Raw genomic sequence first — 20096 nt, forward strand, 5'->3', positions numbered from 1 at the left:
ACCGGTCAGCGCCGCAAATGGGACCGCGATCGGCAGTAGACGTCGCCGGAGTTGGCCTCGTGCGGCAGGGACCGCAGGTGCGCCGCCATGCGCGGTGCGGACATCCACTGCGCGAAGGCCAACCCCATCTCGTCGCCGAGCGCCAGGTTGAAGGCGTGGAACCCGAGGGCGGTGACGCGACGCAGACACCGCTCGGCCACCGCGCGCTCGATCGTGGTGAACTCGAAGGAGAGGGCGGCCAGCGGGCGGGACAGACCCGCCAGCACCGCGTCCTCGAAGCCCTCGACGTCGATCTTCACGAAGGCGGGCACGCCGTGCTCGGCGATGAGCCCGTCGAGCGTGACGGACGCGACCTCGATCCGCGCGTCCCACCGCTCGTGCGCCCACCCGGCCGCACCGTCCGCGGCGCGGATGAATTCGGACGACGCCGTGGAGATCGTGGGATTGGCGGAGTTGACGTTGAACGAGAGCCGTCCCTCCCGGGCGCCACACACCGCCTCCACCACCGTCACCGCGTCGTCCGCGGCGTAGATGGCCCGCAGGGCCCGGGTGCAGGGAGCCTGCGGCTCCACGGCGACCACGCGGGCGCCGAGCCGCCGGAAGCTGCCGACCCGGTCGCCCACGTGGGCGCCGACGTCGAAGACGAGGTCGCCGGTCCGGACGAATCGTGCGTAGAACGCGTCCATGGCCGCCTCGCGCGCCGGGTCGCCGTAGTAGACCTCGAGCGAGCGGCGGAGCGAGACGGTGGCCGGATCCGCCTTCAGCCCCTCGATCGCGCCGGTTCGGGCATCCATTGAAGGAATCTAGCCCGGCCGGAATGGAGAGATGTTCGGTTTCGGGCAGCCGTCAGGGGGCGATGCGCAGGCGCCGGATCCGGCCCCCGTCGTACCCCTCGAACCGGAACCGCAGCCCCGCGAAGGGGCTGCCGGGAAAGTCGCCGGTGATGGTGGCGGTCACCACCGTGCCCTCCGGGGTGTCCTGCACGTCAGTGATCTCGTACGAGACCAGCGGCACCTCGCCGCGCCAGGCGCGGATCTCCTGGATGCCCCGGTAGGTCTTCCCCTCGTCCTCCACGACGGCGTCGTCGGCGAAGAGGGCGAAGTAGGCGTCCTTGTCGGGCTGGCCGGCCAGTTCGAAGTAGCGGCGGATGGTCTCGGGTGCGGTGGTCATGCGAGTGGCCTGTCCTCTCCGACGGGCAGCACGAGACGGACGCGCGGCGGCGTCTGTACAGTTACTGCGAAACTAGAAGTGAGTCGCTTCGACATTAGCACCTACTCGACGAGGGGCACGATGGCTGGCAAGATCCGCCTGGAGGACCGCGAGTGCCCGCTCTCCGCCACGCTCGGCGTGGTCGGCGAGTGGTGGACCCTTCTGATCCTTCACGACGCGTTCGACGGGTACACCCGGTTCGACCAGTTCCAGGAGAACCTGAAGATCTCCTCCAGCATCCTGACCAGCCGGCTCCGGACGCTCACCGCCAACGGCCTGCTCGAGCGTCGCCGCTACCAGACCCACCCCGACCGCTACGAGTACGTCCTCACCGAACTGGGCCGCAGCCTCCGTCCGGTGATCGTGGCGCTGGCCGCGTGGGGCAACTCCCGACTGGAGCCCGGTCAGCGCAGCATGATCCTCGTAGATCGGGAGACCGGCATCGAGGTCGAGCCGGTCGTGGTGGATCGAGCCACCGGACGGCAACTGGACCCGGAGAACTTCGTCTTCGCCGCCGGCCCCGCGGCGGGCGAGATCATGCGCGCCCGCTACGCGGGCGTGCTGCCCGAGCGGTCGACGCCGGAGCAGGGCGAGGGAAATTAGGCACCCGCGGCCGTAGCGTGCCGCCCTGTTCACAGGGTAGAAACATGCCGATCCCTTTATTCGCGACGTAATACAAGTCGATGGCGAGAGAGCGCTCTCAGCGCCCTCCCCCACCCACGTCGCCGCGTCCGGAGTGCCGTCCGGCGCGGTGGAGAGGACGATCCGGATGAGACAGTCCCTCGGCGTTCGGCGGCTCCGCCGGGCGCTCATTCTCGGTCTCGCGCTGACCACCGCGGTCAGCACCACGAGCACGGCCGCCACCGCCGGCCCGCCCCGGCACGGTGCCCCGGACTTCGGACCTAACGTGACCGTCTTCGATCCGGGCATGCCGGTCAGCGAGATCCAGGCGACCCTCGACGCCACGCACGCCCGGCAGGTCGGCAACGAGATGGGCACCGAGCGGTATGCGTACCTGTTCAAGCCGGGCAGCTACGGCACCCCCGAGCAGCCGCTGCAGATCAAGGTCGGCTACTACACGGAGGTCGCCGGCCTGGGCGCCTCGCCGACCGACGTCCAGATCAACGGCAAGATCGAGGTCTACAACCGCTGTCTCCAGGACGGCGGCACCAGCAACTGTCTCGCGCTGGTCAACTTCTGGCGCACCCTGTCCAACCTCTCGCTCACCATCAACGCGGCCGGGCAGGACGGCTGCCGGTCGTCGGCGAACTTCTGGGCGGTGTCCCAGGCCGTGTCGATGCGCCGTCTGAACGTCACCGGGGGTGGCCTGTCCCTCATGGACTACTGCACGGCCGGCCCGCAGTACGCCAGCGGCGGCTTCATCGCCGACTCGCGGCTGCCCGCCACCACCAACGGCTCCCAGCAGCAGTGGCTGACCCGCAACAGCGAGGTCGCCAGCTGGTCCAACGCGGTGTGGAACCAGGTCTTCGCGGGTGTCGTCGGCGCCCCGGACGACGCCGGCTTCCCCGCCCCCCCGTACACGACGCTCGACACCACCCCGCTCAGCCGGGAGAAGCCGTACCTGTACGTCGACGGGAAGGGCCGGTACAACGTCCGGGTGCCCGCCGTGCAGCGGAACAGCCGGGGCGTCTCCTGGGCGAACGGGATCACGCCGGGTCGCAGCATCCCGATCGACGACTTCTTCGTCGCGAAGCCGTCCGACTCGGTACGCCACATCAACAGCCAGCTCGCCCGCGGCAAGCACCTCCTGCTCACCCCCGGCGTCTACGACATCGCGCGCAGCATCGAGGTCAAGCGCGCCAACACCGTGGTCCTCGGCCTGGGCCACGCCACCCTCACGGCCATGAACGGCGCGGTACCGCTGGAGGTCGCCGACGTCCCCGGCGTGGTCGTGGCCGGCGTGACCATCGACGCCGGCCTGCGGGAATCGCCGGTCCTGCTCCGGGTCGGCGACAAGCACGGCCGCGACCACAGCACCCCGGCGAACCCGACGACCTTGTCCGACGTGTACTTCCGCGTCGGCGGCCCGCACATCGGCCGGACCAACATCGCGCTGGAGGTCAACAGCGACCACGTGCTCATCGACCACACCTGGGTCTGGCGCGGCGACCACGGCGTGGAGGGCTTCACGGAGGGCGTCAACGGCGACACCGACCGCTGGCGCACCAACACCGGCCGCTACGGCGCCGTCATCAACGGCGACCACGTGACGGCGACCGGCCTGTTCGTGGAGCACTTCCAGCGGTACAACACCGTGTGGAACGGCGACGACGGCACGACGATCCTCTACCAGAACGAGCTGCCGTACGACCCGCCGACGCAGGCCGACTGGATGAACGGCGACGTGGAGGGCTGGGCCGGCTACAAGGTGGGTGACCGGGTGCGCCGGCACACCCTCCACGGCGGCGGCGTGTACGTCTTCAATCAGAACAACCCGTCGATCCACACCGAGAACGGCTTCGAGGTCCCGGAGCGGCCGGGCGTGCGGCTGCACCACATCATGACCGTCAACCTCAGCGCCGGCACGATCGACCACGTGGTCAACGGCGTGGGCGAGGCGGCCGACACCACCCGGGTCGGCGCGCCGGTCTACCTCGCGGAGTATCCGCTCCCGTAAACGGGATCACGCACTGACGTGGGCCGGCGCTTCGCGGAAGCGCCGGCCCGCCCCCGTTCGCGGCGCGCCACCGGCCGATCTTGACCCCCCGAAGTCGCCGACCATAGGCTGCGGTCAATGTGAGCCTTTCCCGAGAAGGGAAACACGCATGGCCCCGTCGACCCGTCCGTTCTGGACAATTTCCTCCCGGCGGCTGGCGAGCGCCGCCGCGATCACGCTCCTGGTCGGCCTGACGCCCGTGCTGGGCGGTGCGCCGGCCGGAGCCCGGCCTCCCTCGTCCGCCCCCTGCAGCACCAATCCCACCGCCCGGCTGTCCACCGTGCCCAGCCCCGAGACCGCCCTCGGCTTCCCGCTCGGCATCGGCCAGGATCGCGTGGTGACCAACGACGAGATCCGCGCCTACCTCGGCGCCGTGGACACCGCCTCGGACCGGGTGGTCACCGGCGTGCTGGGGAGCAGCGTGCTCGGCCGGCCACTGCCGTACGCGGTGGTGTCGAACGAGCGCAACGTCCGACCGGCCGCGCTGCGGAAAATCGCCGACGACGTCCGGGACCTGCGGGATCCGCGCCGGACGAGCCGGAGGGAGGCGGCGCGGACGGCTGCCGACAGCCCCGCCATCGTCTGGGTGACCGGCAACGTCCACGGTGGCGAGAAGAGCGGCGCCGACGCGGCGCTCAAGACGTTGTACGAGCTGGCCGCGGGCCTGTCCTGCGCGGTCGCCGAGCGCAACGACAACCTGGTCACGATCATCGTCCCCACCCAGAACCCGGACGGCCGCGACGCCAGCCGCCGCCAGAACGAGTTCGGCTTCGACCTGAACCGCGACTGGTTCGCGCGCACCCAGCAGGAGACCGACAGCAAGCTGGAGCTCATGCGGCGGTACCCGCCGCAGGTCTTCGTCGACGCGCACGAGATGGGCGGGCGGCAGTACTTCTTCCCGCCCAACGCCGACCCGATCCACCACGAGATCGCCGGCGAGGCGGTCGACTGGATCAACCGGATCGGTGCGGCCAACAAGGCCGGCTTCGGCTACCACGGGGCCTGCGACGAGGTCGTCACCAGCGAATGCTACTTCAACTACGACACCTACGACCTGTTCTTCATGGGCTACGGCGACACGGTGCCGGCCGCCGGCTTCGGCGCCGCCGGCATGACCTTCGAGAAGGGCAGCGCGTCGGCCGTCGCCGACCGGGTCCAGCAGCAGTTCCACACCCAGTGGTCGACGCTCGGCTGGGCCGCCGCGAACAGGTACGAGGTGCTGACCGACTACTACCGGATCTGGACGGACGCGCTCGCCCAGGGCCGGGCCGGCGCGCTGGAGCCGAACGAGGTGGTGCAGCCCACCAACGAGGTCCAGTTTCCGGTGCCGGACATCACGATCCGGTCGTACTTCCTCCTGCCCCACCGCCAGTTGGCCGACGTACGGCAGTTGGTCGAGCGGCTGCGCCGGATGGACGTCGAGGTGTACGAGGTGCAGCAGCCGACCCGGGTGCGCAGCGCGCACGTTTTCGGCGGTCGCACCGCCAGCAACGTGACCGTGCCGAAGGGCGCGTACTGGATCCCGATGGACCAGCCGCAGAAGCACTGGATCCAGGCGATCATGGGCGAGGATCCGTACACCCCGTTCCCCTACTTCTACGACGTCTCGTCGTGGAGCAACCCCCTGCTGATGGGGGTGCCGACCCTCTACACCGGGGACGACGTCCGACCGAGGGCCCAGCTGGTCCGGCGGATCGAGGGCGGCCGGACCGCGCCGGCCTGGCACCGCGGCTCGTACGGCTACCCCCTCGATTCCGCCGCGGCGGCGGAGCTGACCTTCCGGCTGCTCGGCCGGGGCGTACCGCTGGTCCGGGACGAGGGCAGCGGCGTGGCCCGGCTGGCCGCGAACAGGCTGACCCGGGAGGTCGACGAGCTGGCCGAGTCACTCGGCGTGACCCTGACCCCGGGCGGGCCGGCCGCCGGCACCCGGCTCGAGCTGCCCGACGTGGGGCTGTTCCAGGGCACCGGCATCTCCACCACCGCCGGATCCCACGGTGAGGCCCGGTACGTGCTCGGCGAGCGGTGGGGGCTGGACCTCACCCCGGTGACCACCGCCGACATCAACGACAACACCGCGACGTTCACCGGGCGTACGGTGCTGCTCGTGCCGGACGGCAGCAGCGCGACCGGCGGGCTCACCGCCGCCGGGCAGGCCAACCTGCGGGCCTGGATCGCCCAGGGACACACGTACGTCGGGCTGCGCAACGAGGGCACCCGGCTCGCCCGGGCCGCCGGGCTCACCTCGACCACCGAGAAGGCGAGGCCGACCGGCTACCAGGTGATCGGCTCGCACCTGCGGGTCGACGTCGACCACGGCAGCCCGGTCGCGGCGGGCCGGCCGGCCGAGGACTTCGAGTTCAACAACAACGATCCGATCCTGAACCCGAGCACCACCGGGACGAACGTGCTCCGGTACCCGACCGGGGACACGTTCTGGGCCAACGGCTACACCGTCGGCGTGGACGCGCTGCGCGGGACGGCGGCGGTGGTCGACGAGCCGACCGGCGACGGCCGGGCGGTGCTGTTCGCGTTCAATCCGCTGTTCCGGGCGTACAACGAGAACGGGCTGCACCTGGTGGCCAACGCGCTGCTCGCGCCGGCGGGCGCCGGCCCGGCCGGCCGCGGCGCGCCGCCGACCGCGACGGCGGTGGATCCGGCGCGGGCCGCCGCGGCCGCCGCGCCGGTCGCGGAGAACCTCGGCGGTGAGTGGCGGCCGATCACGATCGAGGTGGCGAACGCCGACCTGGCCCGGACCCGGACGATCGTCGAGCGGTTCACCGGCGCGGCCCGGACGTCCGCGGCGGGCGGCTCGGCCTACCTGGTGATCCCGAACCCGGAGGGCCTCCTGGCCGACGAGCACCCGTTCCTGGGTGACCTCGTCCGCGCCCTGCGGGACGCCCGGGTGCCGCTGCGGTCGGTGGTCGCCTGACGCACCCCGGCGGCTCGGCCGGCCTGTCGAGGGTCGGCCGGGCTGCCGGGTGCGGGGCCCGGCGGCTGACGACCGCTGGGCCGTGTCGCGAAGGTCACGCCCCCCTCGATGGACGCCGTCATGGGCGCGCAGGAGTCTTGGAAAGCTGATTCCAACATGAGGTGGACGTTGCGATGGACCTGCGCTCAGACGCCGTCGTGCTCTTCGGGGCGACCGGAGACCTTGCGGCGAAGAAGCTCTACCCGGCGCTCTACGAGCTGACCCGGCGCGGTCGGCTGGACCTGCCGGTGATCGGTGTCGGCCGCTCCCGCTGGGACGACCAGCAGTTGATCACGGCGGCCCGCAAGTCGGTGCTGGAGACGCACGGTCGGCTCGACGACGAGGTGTTCGACCGGCTCGCCGGGAACCTGACCATGGTCTCCGGCGACTACGCCGACCCGGACACCTACCGGCGGCTGGCCGAGGCGCTCGCGGCCGCCGAGCGGCCGCTGTTCTACCTGGCCATCCCGCCGGCCGTCTTCGGCGCGGTCGTCGACGGTCTGGCCGCCGCCGGGCTGGCCGCGCGCGGCCGGGTGGTCGTCGAGAAGCCGTTCGGCCGCGACCTGGAGTCGTCGCACGCGCTGAACGACGCGCTGCGGGCCGCGTTCGCCCCGGAGCGGATCTTCCGGATCGACCACTACCTGGGCAAGGAGTCGGTCGAGGGCCTTCGGGTGTTCCGGTTCGCCAACCGGCTGTTCGAGCCGCTCTGGAACGCGGAGCACATCGAAAACATCCAGATCACCCTGTCCGAGGTCTTCGGCACCGAGGGCCGCGCCGGGTTCTACGACCGGATGGGCGCCACCCGGGACGTGCTGCAGAACCACATGCTCCAGGTCGTCGCCCTGCTCGCCATGGAGCCTCCGGCCAGGGCCGGTGACGCCGCCTTCCGCGAGGAGGAGATCCGGGCGCTGCGCCGGATCGCGCCGCTCGCACCGGAGTCCACGGTCCGGGGGCAGTACGCCGGCTACCGCCACGAGCCGGGGGTGGCGGCGGACTCCAACACCGAGACGTTCGTGGCCACCCGGCTGCGCGTCGACTCCCCCCGCTGGGCGGGGGTGCCGTTCTACCTGCGCACCGGCAAGCTGATGCCCGGCACGGCCACCGAGGTCGTGGTGGAGTTCAAGGCGCCGCGGCAGGACCTGGTCCCGGCCGTCGACGGGGCCGCGGCGCAGCCGAACCTGCTGCGCTTCCGGCTCGGCCGCGGGGACGGGATCACCCTGTCGATCCAGGCGAAGGACCCCGGTGCCGAGGTGGCGAGCCGGCCGGTGGAGCTGCCGGTCGACTTCGACGCCGCGCTCGGCGAGCGCCGCGAGGCGTACGAGCGCCTGCTGGACGACGCCCTGGACGGACGGCACCTGCGGTTCGCCCGGGAGGAGGCCATCGAGCAGGAGTGGCGGATCGTCGAGCCGATCCTCGACCTGCCGGAGCCGGTCGCCTCCTACCCGAAGGGCAGCTGGGGCCCGGCCGACGCGGACGCACTGGCCGGACGGTGGCACTCCCCGACCCTGCGCTGACCTCACGAGCCCGGCGGGTGTGCCCGCACCGACGCGGACCCGCCCGCCGCCACGGGGAGCGGCGGGCACCGGCAGCGCTACCTACTCGGCGGTAGGCTGGGGCGATGACGCCGGTCGACACCGCCTCCACCGCGGGCTCGGCGCCGTCCGCGCCACGGCTGACGGCGGCTGGCCGTCGGACCCGCGCGCGGATCGTGGGGGCGGCGGCGGAGCTGATGTTCCGCAAGGGCGTGGCGGGCACGAGCATCCCCGACGTGCAGCAGGCGGCCAAGGTCAGCGCCTCGCAGATCTACCACTACTTCGGCGACAAGAACGACCTCGTGCGCGCCGTCATCCGCTACCAGATCGAGCGAACCCTCCAGGGCCAGCAGCCGCTGCTCGACCGGCTGGACAGCATCGAGGCGCTGCGGGCCTGGTGCGCCGCGGCGATCGAGGTGCAGAAGCAGCGCGACTGCGCGGGCGGCTGCGAGGTCGGCTCGCTGGCCAGCGAGTTGGTCGAGTCCTGCGACGCCATGCGCGACGACCTGGTCGCCGCGTTCGACCGCTGGGAGGCGCCGATCCGGGACGGGCTGCGCCGGATGCGGCAACGCGGCGCGCTCGTCCCGGACGCCGACGTCGACCAGCTGGCCACCGCGCTGCTCGCGGCGGTCCAGGGCGGCCTCCTGCTCACCCAGGTCCGGCGCTCCACCGAGCCGTTCCGCGCCGCGACCGACGCCGCCATCGGCTACATCGAGACCTTCACCGCCTGATTCTCGTCGTCGGCGGCAGGGGATGATCGACGCTCGCCGGGCGATTCCGCGTTCCGGCTCGGACGCAACGGACCGCGACGTAGCGTGGGCTGACCGGGCCGGGCGCACCGCGGGGGCCGCTGTGATGGAGGACGCACGTCGGTCCGTGATCCGCATGTCGGGTGCACCGCAGCGGGCGGACCTGCTGGAGCTGTTCTTCGACCTCGCACTCATCGCCACCCTGATCCTGACGTCGCAGAAGATGGCCGCCGCGCAGACGTGGACGGGTATCGGTCAGGCGCTGCTCGCGCTGTCCACGCTGTGGGCGGTCTGGGTCACCACGACCTCGTTCACTGACCTCTACAGCCTTCAGAAACGCCCCATCCAGTTCGTCGTGCTGGGCGTCATGTTCGGCGGAATGTTGATGTCCGCCGCCCTGCCGACCGCCTTCGGCGGCCACGGTCTGGTCTTCGGCGCCACGTGGGCCGGGATCAACTGGGGCCGCGGGCTGGTGCTCATCCCGTCCCTGCGCGGCCGGCGCGAGCGAGAACGCCCGTTACGGGTCCTGCTGTGGACCACTGTCTCGGGCGTCCTCTGGATCGTCGGCGGCCTGCTCCCGCACCCGGACACGCGGCTCGCCGTCTGGCTGGTCGCGCTCCTCGTCGACTACGTCGCGTTCGGTCTCCGGTTCCCGATACCCGGTCGGCGACCGCTGCCGCAGTACGACGTGGCGCCGGAGCACCTCGCGGAGCGCTACCAGCAGATCTACATCCTGGCCCTCGGCGAGCTCGTCCTGGTCACCGTTCTGACCCTGAGCGGCATGCCGTTCACCGCCGACCGCATCGGCGCGTTCCTCACCGCGTTCGTGGCGGCCGTCCTGCTCTGGTGGAGCTACGCCCGCCGGACGGGAGCGATCCTGCGGAACGCCATCGAGCGGTCTGCCCACCGGGACCGACTAGTGCAGGTCAACCCGTACGCCCACTGGCTCATGATCGTCGGGGTGGTCGGCATCGCGGCGGGCTTCGACCGGATCATCCAGCACCCTCTGGAGCGCTCGGACGCCATCCTGGCCGCGCTCGTCCTCGGCGGTGCCGCGCTGTTCCTCGTCGGGCGGGCGACGCTCGACCACCAGGTCTTCGGCCGGGTCCCGTTCTCCCACGTCGCCGGTGTCGTCGTCATCGCGGCGGCAGCCGCGGCCACGCGGGGGCTGCCGGGCTTCACCCTGGGCGTGGTCGCGACCGTGGTGCTGCTGGGGGTCGCCGCCGGGCAGTTCGTCCGGTCACGGCGGTAACCGGCACCACGGTCGACGTCCGAACTCGACGCTGGAGGAGACGCCGCGCGCCGTCGTCCGGGTCCGAGGACTATGCCGCCGGCCGTCGGCCGGGTACCGTCCGAATGATCGTGGTCGATGGCGGGCGAGGCGTCCCGGGCCGGGCACCAGTGGGCCGCGGGCGTCCCGTGCGGCGGACGTAGGGGGCGCGTGTGAAGATCCGAGCAGGGTTGTGTGCGGTGGCGATGGTCGCGGCGGGGCTGGTGGCCGCGCCGCCGGCGGTCGCGGCCGACGTGGGCAGCGCCACCGTGGTGCCGATTCAGGTCACCGGGGATCCCGCGAAGCGGTTCAACCTGGTGGTGCTCGGCGACGGCTACACCGAGGCGGACCTGCCCACGTTCCGCTCACACGTGGACAAGCACCTCAACACCCTCTGGACCATCGAGCCGTTCAAGTCGTACCGCAGCTACGTCAACGTCTACGCCGTGGAGATCATCTCGGCGGAGTCCGGCGTGGACTGCGACCCGGGCCTCTCGGACCCACGACGGAACACCGTGCTGGGCATGGGTTTCTGGGGCGGCTGCAACCCCGGCAGCGTGCAGCGTCTGCTGACGGTCAACGGTTCCGCGGCGAACACGTACGCCAACCTGGCGACCGGCACGAACCCGGGCAACCGCCAGCTCATCGCGCTGGCCAACAGCAACACCTACGGTGGCGCGGGCGGCACCAACGCGACCGCCTCCGGCGGCAACGCCCTCTCCGCGCTGATCAGTCCGCACGAGCTGGGGCACTCGCTCGGCGGCCTGCAGGACGAGTACGACTACTACGCACGTGCCGTGCCCGGCGACACGTACACCGGGGGCGAGCCCTCCTCGGTGCACCACACCGTGCTCACCGAGCAGCAGATGCGGGACACCCGGACCAAGTGGTGGCGTTGGCTGGGCGAGCCGAGCGAGTCCGGCGGCACGATCGGCCGCTACGAGGGCGGGCTCTACCTGCAGAAGGGCGTGTGGCGTCCCAGCCAGCACTCGATGATGAAGTCGCTGGGCTTCTACTTCGACCAGGTCGCGCGCGAACGGATGACCGAGCGCATCGCGGCCAAGGTGACCATCCTGTCCGACGGCACGCCGACGAACACGCCGATCGGTGCCGACCGGGTCGTCTGGGTGGAGACCCTGCACCCGGTCAGCCACGAGCTGAGCGTCACCTGGTCGGTCGACGGCGCCGCCGTGCCGGGCACCGGCAACGCCCGCAGCCTCGACCTGCGGTCGCTCCGGCTCCCTCCGGGGCGGCACACCGTCACCGCCACGGTGACCGACCCGACGCCGTTCGTCCGCGATCCGGCGGTCCGCGACTCGCCCGCGCTCACCCAGCGCCGGAGCTGGACAGTCGACACCGCGCTGACCACCCCCGCGGCCGGCGGGCCCCTCGCGATCACGGCGTCGACCGCGACCGACCGGCCGGTCGGCGCGCAGGACGTCGTGTACGTGCAGAGCACCCACCCGACCGACCGGGTGCCGGCGGTGAGCTGGGCCGTCGACGGCCGTCCGGTGGCCAACCCGGGCCACGACGGCGACCTGGAACTGGCCGCCCTCGACCTGAGCGGCGGCAGCCACCGGCTCGTCGCCACGCTGAGCGACCCGGTGACGCACGAGTCGGTGACCCGCGAGTGGGCGGTCGACGCGGCACGGCCGCAGGTCGACTACGACGTCTCGGCGCCGCTGCTCACCACCGCGCGGCCGGGCCGGCCCACCGAGTACGTGTACAACGGCCCGTTCAGCATGGAGCTGACCGGCACGGACGGCGGCCCGGGGCAGGTCACCTCGGAGTTCCGCCTCGACGGAGACGGTTGGCACAACTACTACGGCTGGCCCACCGACGCGCGGGCGCCGTTCCTGTTCACCGCCACCGGCACCGACGTCGACGGTCTGGTCTACGGCAACCTCGGCTCGGGCGGCCTGTCCGTGTCGCCGTTCGCCCAGCGCTCCCCCGGCTACGGTCGGCACACCATCGAGTACCGGGGCATCGACGCCGTCGGCAACATCGGGCCCGCCGGCTCGTTCGTCGCCACGCTGATTCCCGCGCCGCCGGCCTGCACCGACGTCGTCTCCGGCCGGCACCCGGGCGGGCTCGTGGTCAGCTCCGGCGTCACCTGCCTGCGCGACGCGACCGTGTCCGGAGCGGTCGTCGTCCGGCCCGGCGCCGCCCTGGTGGCCGAGCGGTCCGCGGTCTCCGGCAGTCTGGCGGCGACCGGCGCGACCGCCGTCGAACTGCTGAACACCAGCGTCCGGGGTGCCGTCTCGGTGACCGGCACCACCGGCCACGTCACGGTGGTGGGGGCGCGAGTGGCCGGCGCGATGGTCCTGTCCGGCAACGTCACCGGCACGACGGCGCCCATCGTCGCCGGCACCGAGGTGGCCACGCTGGCCTGCTCCGGCAACAGCCCGGCGCCGGTCGACCTCGGGGCACCCAACACCGTCCGGGGCTCGGCGTCGGGACAGTGCCGCGCCCGGTGACCCGCCGCAGTGCCGTCCCGGCCCCGCAACCCGATCGACCAGGTCGGGGGCGGGGCCGGGGCGCGTCCGGGCCGATCCTCGACCGGTACGCGCCGTGGTGCCGTTCGGCCGCGGCTCGGTGCTCCTCGGCACGGCGAGCTCCTGCTGAGGGTCGCCCGCTACAGGGGCGGGTTCGTCTGCGGCCCGTGCCGATGGACCCGCCAGTCGAGGACGGCGACCCCGGCCAAGATCGTCGACGCGGCGACGGCCGCGGCGAACGGCGGAAGCATCAGCATGACCGGCGCCACCACGCCCAGGGCCAGCAGGCCGAGGTAGACCGCGGGGCACCGGGCACGTCCGGCCGGCTGTTCGAGATAGGCCCGGCCGATCAGGAACAGTGCCGGCCCGCCGAAGATGACCACCACCAGAGCCCAGTCGATCGGAGGTTCCGGATCCTCGACGACCTGCCCGAGGCCGACCGCCGTGCAGATGACCCCGCCGACGATGAGCAGCAGGCTGAAGCTCGACCAGTGGGACAGCCGCAGGCCCACCCCGCTGGAGCCGGAGGACTGCTGCTGTCCCGACCCGACGTGGTAGAAGTAGACCCGCCAGAAGGCCACGACGGCGACGAACGCGGCGACGAGCACGAGGGTCCGCTTGGGTGACAGGCCCGGGAAGCTGATGGCGGCGCCGGCCTCGAGCACCACCTCGGCCAGCGCGATCATGAAGAACTGGTTGTACCGCTCGGCGAGGTGGTCGTAGCCGACCCGGGTGTACCCCTGCCGGGTCGTGCCCAGCCGGAACGCGGGCCAGCTCAGGGCGCTGCCGAGGACCTCGATGGCGAGCGCGGCGGTCCAGAAGATGCCGCGCCCGAGCCCGCCGCTGGCCCCGCCGCCGATCCAGAGCACGCCGGACACCACGTGCCAGCACAGCACCCGCGCCGGCTGCCGCCACTCCGCCTGTCGGCGCAGTGCCAGGGTCAGGTAGAGCGGACGCCCGACCTGGATGACGACGTACGTGACGGCGAAGATCACCCCGCGCTCGCCGAACGCCTGGGGCAGCGAGACGGCCAGCACCAGGGTCCCGAACATCACGGCCAGCAGCACGACCTGGATGTCGGCGCGACGCGGATCGTAGATGCTGGTCATCAGCGCGTTGAGGGACCAGATCATCCACATCGCCGTGAAGAACAGCAGCGTCTGGCCCGCCTCGGACAGCAGGTTGTGCCGGACGATGGTCAGGTCGTCCGCCACGCGCCCGGCGAGCCGGGCGAGCGCGAACACGTAGACGATGTCGAACAGCAGTTCCAGGACCGTCGCCCCACGCGGGACCACGGCCTCTCCGAATCGGCGCGTCCCGCTGGGCGTCAGCATGTCCGGCTTAGGTCTGTCCGCACCGCAGCTGCTCCGGCACCGCCACGCCGAGGTACGCGAGCAGGTCGGCGACCTCGCGGTCCAGGTCGAGGCCCACCTCGGTGATTCCCGGCTGGCCGAACGACGACATGGGGCAGCTGGGCTGCTCGATGGTGAAGCGCGTGCCCCCGCCGGCCGCGTCGGCGCTGATGGTCGTCCGCAGCGGGGCGTACAGCATGGCCGCCGGGTCGTGGCGGAACATCCGCTCGGCGATGGTGTGGTTGCCCATCAGGTACTCGACACAGTGCGCCGAGTCGCCGGCGAGCCGCATCATCGGCTGGACGTCGTCGCTGCTCCAGTAGATGAGAAAGCCGTGCGGCGCCCGCTCCCGCATCAGGTCGAGCACGTCGGACCAGGGCGCCTGGCGCGCCACCAACGCGTCGAACGCCTCCTTGTCGTACGGCGGGACGGCCCGCTCGTACTCCCCGCGGAACTGGGCGAAGGGGCGGTCGACCCGGATGTCGAGACGACGAGCCGGATAGCCGTGCACGGCGACGTCGTCCGACTGACCCATCTCCACTCACCCCCGCAGGCAGGTCGGTGGCGTAGCTACCGGCACCCGAACGATTACGGTAGACGGATCTTCGGCGTTTCTGACGCTTATGGACGGATACGCTGCCGCCGTCGAGCGCCGGTAGCGGGGTGGCGGGCGGGTGAACGGGGCCGAATCACTGGTGGGGACGCTGGCCGAGGCCGGTGTCGAGGTCCGTCTCACCAGCCCCGGCATCACGGAGCTGCACCCGGTGGGTGCGCGGGAGTCGGTCCCGCGGATGCGGGGGATGCTCGCGCTCTTCGAGGCGCGGTCGCCGGAGCCGCCGACGGTCACGCCCGGATCGCCGGCAAGCCGGCGGCCACGCTGCCGACGCTGCCATCCCGCCCGTGGCCTGACCGGCGTCGCCCGCCGCGAGCAGTCCTGGCCGGACCAACGGCCCTGACCGGCGGCGGTCGCGGCGCGGAGGCTGGAGCCGTGAGTGGTCGTCGGCCGAGGCCGGACGCGAAGTGCCCGCTGCGACCCGGTGAGCCGTGCACGCTGTGCCAGGTGGACGTGACCGGCCCGCGGGACTGCCCGCTCGTCTATCTGGTCATGACCGACGAGGACCTGCGCGACGGGGTGCACCACAGCCGGCGCGCGGCGGGTCGGCCGGCCGGACCGACGCCCGGCGGGAGGGGCCGAAGGTCCCGCCGCCTGTGGTCCCCCGGCACTGCTGTGAGCGACCCGCGACCGGTGCAATGGAGGTGGAACGAGAGCTGAAAGGAGCGGCGAGATGACCGCCATCGCCGAGCGTCCGACAATCAACCGGACCGCCAACCGCACCGCCCGCCCGCCGGTCGCGACCCCGGCCGAGACGACCCGGCAGAAGGCCGCCAGGTACGTCCTCGCCGGTCTCCGCCTCGCCCTCGGCTGGACCTTCCTCTGGGCCTTCCTCGACAAGATGTTCGGCTTGGGCCACGAGACAGCGGCCACGAAAGCCTGGATCAACGGCGCCAGCCCCACCGAGGGCTTCCTCGGCAAGGCGGTCGCCGGCCCGTTCGCCGACGTCTACCGGTCGTTCGCCGGCGCCGCCTGGGCCGACTGGCTCTTCATGATCGGCCTCGCCGCCATCGGCACCGCCCTGATCCTCGGGATCGGCACGCGGATCGCGGCCGCGGCCGGCACGCTGCTCCTGCTGATGATGTGGACGGCCGTGCTGCCCCCGGAGAACAACCCGTTCGTGGACGACCACCTCATCTACGCCGGTGTCCTCGCCGTGCTGGCCCTGACGACCGCCGGGAACACGCTCGGTCTGGGCCGGTACTGGGCCCGCCTGGGGCTCGTGCGGCGGCTGCCCTTCCTCCGGTGACGATCGACAGGTGACGGACGACCCGCGAAGGCGGCACCCAGACGGGTGCCGCCTTCCCCCCGTGTGCGCTACGCGATCCGCCGGATCGCCCGGACGGACAGGTAGATCAGGAGCAGGGCGACGGCGACGAAGATGCCGGTCTCGATGTACTGGAAGAGCCAGAACCGGTCCGCCGGCTGGTACAGCCGCCAGTTGTACGCGCCGGGGCCGATCCCCAGCTCGGTCCCGCAGGTCCGGCCCTCCGGCATCTGGTCGGCCGGCGGACACATGATGGTCGTGTCGTTCAGCACCATCTTCCCGTCGGCGTTGCGGATCCCGCTGGAGAGGATCCAGTCGCCCCGGGCCTCGCGCGGCTCGCCCCCGATGATGGGGAAGGTGACCGTCTCGGCGGGCTGGTAGCGGGGCCGGGCCAGCAGGGCGACCGCCGCCCGCACCCCGATGTAGCCGAACAGCGTGATGGCCATGGCGGGCAGCATCCGGCGGCCGACGGTCCCGGCGAAGATGCCCAGCGCCACGGCGAAGAGGGTGTAGCCGACCGGCACGACACCCTGGAGGTCGAAGACGATGAAGCCGAGCCGGCCCTCCTGCGCGGATTTGGTGAGCGGGTCGACCCACCACGACATGCCCAGCCCGTACAGCACCGAGAGGGTCAGCACGACCGCGCCGGCCAGCCCGAACTTCACCAGCGCCCAGTGCCGACGGCTGACGCCCTGGGTCCAGGCGAACCGGTGCGTGCCGTGCTCCACCTCGCGGGCGACCAGCGGCGCGCCCCAGAACAGGCCGACCAGTGCCGGCAGGACGACGAGCAGTACGGCCACCAGGTTCAGGGCGCCGTACTGGTTGGTGAAGCGCCGGAAGCCCGCGTCGCAGGAGTCCACGGTCGCCGTCGCCACGTCGGCGCGGGCCAGGTCTCGGACGCACTGCGGCAGCCCCAGCTCGCCGAAGGTGTGCCGCATCGCCAGGCCGATCGGGACCATCAGGGCGGCGAGCGCCAGGAACGCGAGGGCGGTGAAGAGCAGTTGCTTACGGTGTTGCCGCCAGGCCAGCCAGATCATGCCGGCACCCCCCACTCGGTGTGGCTCGCCGTCGTGTCGCCGTCGGCGAGGTAGGCCAGGATGAGGTCCTCGAGGCTGACCTCGCGCACGGTCCACGCGGGATCCGTGATGTCGCCGTCGGTGCGGACCAGCAGGGTGGACTGCCGGTCGGTGTGGCTGGCCCGGACCACCGCCGCGACCCCGCCGATCGGCCCGCCGTCGTGCCGGGGGCCGACGAGCTGCCGGTGCTCGGCCACGATGTCGTCGACCCCGCCGACGAGCTGCACCCGGGCGGCGTTCAGCACGATCAGGTAGTCGCAGACCCGCTCCAGGTCGGCCAGCAGGTGCGAGGAGAGCAGGACGGTGGTGCCGGACTCGGCGACGCTGCCCATCAGCGACTGGAGGAACTCCCGGCGGGCCAGCGGGTCCAGGCTGGCGACCGGCTCGTCGAGCAGCAGCAGCGGGGGCCGCTTGGCCAGCGCGAGCGCGAGGGCCACCTGGGCGCGTTGCCCGCCGGACAGCTTGCCGACCGGCCGGTCGGGTGGGATGCCCAGTTGGGCGAGGCGGTTGCGGGCCAGCGGTCCGTCCCACCGCCGGTTCAGTTTCCCGCCGGCGGTGACCAGCTCCGCGGCGGTGAAGTCGCGGTACAGCGGGGTGTCCTGGGCGACGAACCCGATGTCCGCGAGCCTGTTCGTGTTGTCGTACGGCGACTCGCCGAACACCCGGACCGCCCCCGCGTCGGGCCGGAGCAGGCCGACCGCTAGGTGCAGCAGTGTGCTCTTGCCGGCGCCGTTGGGCCCGACGAGGGCGGCGATCCGCCCGGCCGGCAGGCGCAGCGAGCAGTCGCGCAGCGCCCAGTTGCGTCCGTACCGCTTACCTAGCTGGTCGGCTTCCAGGACGATGTCCATCTCTGTCCTCTCATTCCGCTCGCGCGGGCTCCTTCTGTGGTGTGTCGTCGGCGAGTGCGGCCCGCATGGTGGTCTCCACCAGCGCGATGACGTCCTCGGGCGTGAGCCCGGCGGCCCGCGCCCGGCGCAGCCAGGCCACCAGGTCCGCGCGCAGCTCGGCCTGGTTGGGCAGCGAGGCGCCGGCGAGGCTGCGTTCCACGAACGTCCCCACGCCGGGCCGGCCGGCCACCAAACCTTCGATCTCCAGCTCCCGGTACGCCTTCAGCACGGTGTTCGGGTTGATCGCCAGGGACTGCGCGACGTCACGGACCTTCGGCAGTTGGTCGCCCGGGACCAGCAGGCCGACGCGCAGCGCCTGCCTCACCTGCTGCACCAGCTGCATGTAGGTGTTCACCTTGGACCGGCTGTCCAGCACAAACTCGATCACTCGAGACGATCCTCTCTATTGTCCTACGCCAGTAGGACAAGTTGAGGATGATTCCTCGGGGAGTGACTGTCAAGGCCGACACCGGCGCGTCGCGCCGGTGTCGGCTCCGCCGGGTCAGGGCCGACCCCGTCGCGGCGCGCCGGTGTCCTCCGCCGGGTCAGGAGCGCGGTCCCGGTCGTGGCTGCCCCGGGCCGGTCGCCCGGAACCGGGTGGGGGTGGTCGCGCCGGTCGATTCCGCCCCGGCGCGGTGTTTCACGCTGCGAGACTCAGCCGGTGGAGGGCAACCGGTGGCGCGGGAAGCTGGGCCCGGCCGTGCCCATCGCCCCGGGCACCCGGGCCGACAAGTTCGAGCTCTTCTTCGACCTAGTCTTCGTCGTCTCCTTCTTCATCATCACCCGGGCCACCGCCGCGAACGTCACCCCACGGGAGTTGCTGCACGCCATGCTGGTGCTCGCGGTGCTCTGGTGGTGCTGGGTGGTGCACAGCGTGGTGGCCAGCCGGGTCCGGCTCGGCGAGGGCTTCGTCCCGGTGGCGATGGTGCTCGGGATGGCCGCGCTGTTCACCTTCGCGCTGGCCCTGCCCCAGGCGTTCGACGACCCGGGGCGCGGCATCGCCGGGCCGATGCTGGTCGCGCTCAGCTACGTGGCGATCCGCGTCGTGCACCTGCTGCTCTACCTGCACGCCGTACGCGGTAGGTCGCACCAGCGCCGCAAGATGCTCCAGTTCATCCCGGAGATCGTGGTCACCACCGTCCTGCTGGTGATCGCGGCGCTCGTCCCCCAGCACATCGACGACATGGGGACGGCCGTGCTCGTCCGCGACGGGCTGTGGGTCGCGGTCGTCGTCATCCAGTACGGCAGCGGGCTGGTCGCCGGCACCTGGGGCTGGGAGTTGCCCTCCGCGGAGCACTGGACGGAACGCTACGACCTGATCCTGATCATCGCGCTGGGCGAGTCGGTCATCTCCGTCGGCGTCGGCGGCAACCTGATCGGCAAGCCGGTGGCCTGGGAGGCGATCCCGGCGGCCATCCTCGGCATCATCTTCACGGCGGCGCTGTGGTGGGCGCACTTCGACTTCGTCGGGCCCGCCGCCCGGATCGCGCTGCACGCCGCCCAGGACGGCCCGCGGATCGCCATCGCCCGGGACGCGTACGCCTATCTCTACCTTCCGATGATCGCCGGCGTGATCCTGTTCGCGATCGGCGCGGAGGAGGTCGTCCGGACCATCACCGACCCGGTCGGCGGGTTGGGCGAGGCGGCGCACGGGCCGGCCGTACCGCTGCTGTTCGGCGGGGTGATGCTCTACCTGGGCGCGGACCTGCTGTTCCAGCTGCGCGCGCTGCGTACCGTCAGCTGGACGCGGATCGGTGCGCTCGTCGCGCTGGCCGGCGGTCTGGTGCTCTGCCAGCACGTGCCCGCCCTCGTCGCGCTCACCGTGCTCACCACGATCTGCGTCGCTCTCGTGACGATCGAGGCGGTGGTGTTCGCGGACTCCCGGCGCGCCCTGCACGAGGCCGTTCTGGAGGAGAAAACCACCTACGAGGCGCACGAGGTCGCGTACCGCGCCCGCTGGCACAACGGCAAGCCGCCGGGCGTCAAGGAGTGACCCGGCCC

Annotated in this window: 17 protein-coding genes; 10 read left to right on the forward strand and 7 right to left on the reverse strand. The window is 72.0% G+C overall.

Translation table 11 applies throughout. The annotated features are described in order from the left end of the window. Positions 1–5: 5 nt before the first annotated feature. Both O7603_RS11775 and O7603_RS11780 read right to left on the reverse strand, forming a co-directional pair. On the reverse strand, positions 6–794 hold the full coding sequence (locus tag O7603_RS11775; protein ID WP_281575746.1) for an FkbM family methyltransferase: 789 nt from the start codon (positions 792–794) through the stop codon (positions 6–8). A 52-nt stretch (positions 795–846) separates the two neighbouring features. Continuing rightward, positions 847–1170, reverse strand: coding sequence for a nuclear transport factor 2 family protein (locus O7603_RS11780; RefSeq protein WP_281575747.1), 324 nt, complete (start codon positions 1168–1170; stop codon positions 847–849). 120 nt (positions 1171–1290) lie between these two features. On the opposite strand from O7603_RS11780, the gene O7603_RS11785 reads away from it, so the two are divergent. From O7603_RS11785 to O7603_RS11815, 7 genes are all read left to right on the forward strand, one after another. Next, positions 1291–1812 (forward strand): helix-turn-helix domain-containing protein, encoded by a 522-nt coding sequence (locus O7603_RS11785; protein ID WP_281575748.1) that lies wholly within the window; start codon positions 1291–1293, stop codon positions 1810–1812. Positions 1813–1978: 166 nt separating this feature from the next. Then, positions 1979–3847, forward strand: a complete 1869-nt coding sequence (locus tag O7603_RS11790) for an adenylyl cyclase (protein WP_281575749.1) — start codon at positions 1979–1981, stop codon at positions 3845–3847. 148 nt (positions 3848–3995) lie between these two features. Continuing rightward, complete coding sequence (locus O7603_RS11795; RefSeq protein WP_281575750.1) at positions 3996–6815, forward strand: M14 family zinc carboxypeptidase; 2820 nt, start codon at positions 3996–3998, stop codon at positions 6813–6815. A gap of 173 nt (positions 6816–6988) precedes the next feature. After that, on the forward strand, positions 6989–8368 hold the full coding sequence (zwf, locus tag O7603_RS11800; protein WP_281575751.1) for a glucose-6-phosphate dehydrogenase: 1380 nt from the start codon (positions 6989–6991) through the stop codon (positions 8366–8368). Positions 8369–8472: 104 nt separating this feature from the next. Next, positions 8473–9117 (forward strand): TetR/AcrR family transcriptional regulator, encoded by a 645-nt coding sequence (locus O7603_RS11805; RefSeq protein WP_281575752.1) that lies wholly within the window; start codon positions 8473–8475, stop codon positions 9115–9117. A gap of 154 nt (positions 9118–9271) precedes the next feature. Then, on the forward strand, positions 9272–10387 hold the full coding sequence (locus O7603_RS11810) for a low temperature requirement protein A (protein ID WP_281575753.1): 1116 nt from the start codon (positions 9272–9274) through the stop codon (positions 10385–10387). Between the two features lie 191 nt (positions 10388–10578). Next, a complete protein-coding gene (locus O7603_RS11815; RefSeq protein WP_281575754.1) occupies positions 10579–12882 on the forward strand; it encodes a M64 family metallopeptidase in 2304 nt (767 codons plus the stop codon). Between the two features lie 158 nt (positions 12883–13040). Here O7603_RS11815 and O7603_RS11820 read toward each other — a convergent pair whose 3' ends face one another. Continuing rightward, on the reverse strand, positions 13041–14195 hold the full coding sequence (locus O7603_RS11820) for a low temperature requirement protein A (RefSeq protein WP_281575755.1): 1155 nt from the start codon (positions 14193–14195) through the stop codon (positions 13041–13043). Positions 14196–14241: 46 nt separating this feature from the next. Then, positions 14242–14787: a hypothetical protein gene (locus O7603_RS11825; RefSeq protein WP_281575756.1), complete on the reverse strand. Its 546-nt coding sequence runs from the start codon at positions 14785–14787 to the stop codon at positions 14242–14244. A gap of 139 nt (positions 14788–14926) precedes the next feature. On the opposite strand from O7603_RS11825, the gene O7603_RS11830 reads away from it, so the two are divergent. Further along, positions 14927–15208, forward strand: a complete 282-nt coding sequence (locus tag O7603_RS11830) for a hypothetical protein (RefSeq protein ID WP_281575757.1) — start codon at positions 14927–14929, stop codon at positions 15206–15208. Positions 15209–15538: 330 nt separating this feature from the next. Further along, a complete protein-coding gene (locus O7603_RS11835; protein WP_281575758.1) occupies positions 15539–16114 on the forward strand; it encodes a DoxX family membrane protein in 576 nt (191 codons plus the stop codon). A 68-nt stretch (positions 16115–16182) separates the two neighbouring features. Here O7603_RS11835 and O7603_RS11840 read toward each other — a convergent pair whose 3' ends face one another. Genes O7603_RS11840 through O7603_RS11850 form a run of 3 tightly spaced genes read right to left on the reverse strand, consistent with a single transcriptional unit; the run spans position 16183 to position 18483 of the window. Further along, entirely contained in the window at positions 16183–17169 is a 987-nt protein-coding gene (locus tag O7603_RS11840) for a transporter (protein WP_281575759.1), read from the reverse strand. Next, the gene (locus O7603_RS11845) at positions 17166–18056 is read right to left on the reverse strand and encodes an ABC transporter ATP-binding protein (protein WP_281575760.1); all 891 of its coding nucleotides are present in this window, start codon (positions 18054–18056) and stop codon (positions 17166–17168) included. The genes O7603_RS11840 and O7603_RS11845 overlap by 4 nt, the downstream gene beginning before the upstream one ends. Before the next feature lie 10 nt (positions 18057–18066). After that, positions 18067–18483, reverse strand: coding sequence for a GntR family transcriptional regulator (locus O7603_RS11850; RefSeq protein ID WP_281575761.1), 417 nt, complete (start codon positions 18481–18483; stop codon positions 18067–18069). A 273-nt stretch (positions 18484–18756) separates the two neighbouring features. On the opposite strand from O7603_RS11850, the gene O7603_RS11855 reads away from it, so the two are divergent. Next, positions 18757–20088 carry a low temperature requirement protein A gene (locus tag O7603_RS11855; RefSeq protein WP_281575762.1) on the forward strand — a complete coding sequence of 444 codons (1332 nt, stop codon included), beginning with the start codon at positions 18757–18759 and terminating at the stop codon, positions 20086–20088. Positions 20089–20096 lie beyond the last annotated feature (8 nt).

It is taken from the genome of Micromonospora sp. WMMD812, assembly GCF_027497215.1.
Taxonomy (GTDB): Bacteria; Actinomycetota; Actinomycetes; order Mycobacteriales; family Micromonosporaceae; genus Micromonospora.

Excerpts from the sequence above, each read along its gene's own strand:
- O7603_RS11845 (WP_281575760.1), bottom strand. The coding sequence starts at position 18,056 with ATGGACATCGTCCTGGAAGCCGACCAGCTAGGTAAGCGGTACGGACGC.
- O7603_RS11835 (WP_281575758.1), top strand. The coding sequence starts at position 15,539 with ATGACCGCCATCGCCGAGCGTCCGACAATCAACCGGACCGCCAACCGC.
- O7603_RS11780 (WP_281575747.1), bottom strand. The coding sequence starts at position 1,170 with ATGACCACCGCACCCGAGACCATCCGCCGCTACTTCGAACTGGCCGGC.
- O7603_RS11785 (WP_281575748.1), top strand. The coding sequence starts at position 1,291 with ATGGCTGGCAAGATCCGCCTGGAGGACCGCGAGTGCCCGCTCTCCGCC.
- O7603_RS11825 (WP_281575756.1), bottom strand. The coding sequence starts at position 14,787 with ATGGGTCAGTCGGACGACGTCGCCGTGCACGGCTATCCGGCTCGTCGT.
- O7603_RS11795 (WP_281575750.1), top strand. The coding sequence starts at position 3,996 with ATGGCCCCGTCGACCCGTCCGTTCTGGACAATTTCCTCCCGGCGGCTG.
- O7603_RS11775 (WP_281575746.1), bottom strand. The coding sequence starts at position 794 with ATGGATGCCCGAACCGGCGCGATCGAGGGGCTGAAGGCGGATCCGGCC.
- O7603_RS11810 (WP_281575753.1), top strand. The coding sequence starts at position 9,272 with ATGTCGGGTGCACCGCAGCGGGCGGACCTGCTGGAGCTGTTCTTCGAC.
- O7603_RS11805 (WP_281575752.1), top strand. The coding sequence starts at position 8,473 with ATGACGCCGGTCGACACCGCCTCCACCGCGGGCTCGGCGCCGTCCGCG.
- O7603_RS11790 (WP_281575749.1), top strand. The coding sequence starts at position 1,979 with ATGAGACAGTCCCTCGGCGTTCGGCGGCTCCGCCGGGCGCTCATTCTC.
- O7603_RS11840 (WP_281575759.1), bottom strand. The coding sequence starts at position 17,169 with ATGATCTGGCTGGCCTGGCGGCAACACCGTAAGCAACTGCTCTTCACC.
- zwf (WP_281575751.1), top strand. The coding sequence starts at position 6,989 with ATGGACCTGCGCTCAGACGCCGTCGTGCTCTTCGGGGCGACCGGAGAC.